This is a genomic window from Pseudonocardia sp. SID8383 (genome assembly GCF_009864975.1).
Lineage (GTDB): Bacteria > Actinomycetota > Actinomycetes > Mycobacteriales > Pseudonocardiaceae > Pseudonocardia > Pseudonocardia alni.
In genome coordinates this window covers 1-405 of sequence record NZ_WWFY01000703.1, presented here as the reverse complement: position 1 = coordinate 405, position 405 = coordinate 1, and the positions used below count along the sequence as shown (strand labels likewise).

Here is a 405-nt window from a genome sequence, read left to right as displayed (position 1 = left end):
AGCGCGTGCCCGGCCAGTGCGGCCGCGACGCCGACGACCGCGCTCGCCGCCGCGTAGCCCACGGCGAGCGCGGTGCGGCCGCGTTCGAGCAGCGACAGCGTCTCCCAGCCGAAGGTGCTGTAGGTGGTGAACGCCCCGCAGAACCCGGTGCCGAGCAGCGCGGCGAACCCCGGCCCGAACAGCGGGGTCAGCGCCACCACGCCGCCGAGCACGAACGACCCGGCCAGGTTGACCACCCAGGTGCCCCACGGGAACGCCGAGGGCGTCCGCGCCTTGATCGCCGTGTCGACGAGGTAGCGCAGCGGCGCTCCGACGGCCGCACCGAGCGCGACGAGCAGCGCCGTCACCGGGCTCCTCCCCCGGCGAGCGCGCGGGCCAGGGTCGCGCCGAGCGCCGTCGCGGCGA

The 405-nt window shown here is 77.3% G+C and carries 1 protein-coding gene; it reads right to left on the bottom strand.

The genetic code is table 11. The features are described from left to right. Positions 1-347 (bottom strand): fluoride efflux transporter CrcB (gene crcB, locus GTW08_RS16950; protein WP_161152212.1); only part of this gene is annotated, 347 nt, incomplete at its 3' end. Positions 348-405 lie beyond the last annotated feature (58 nt).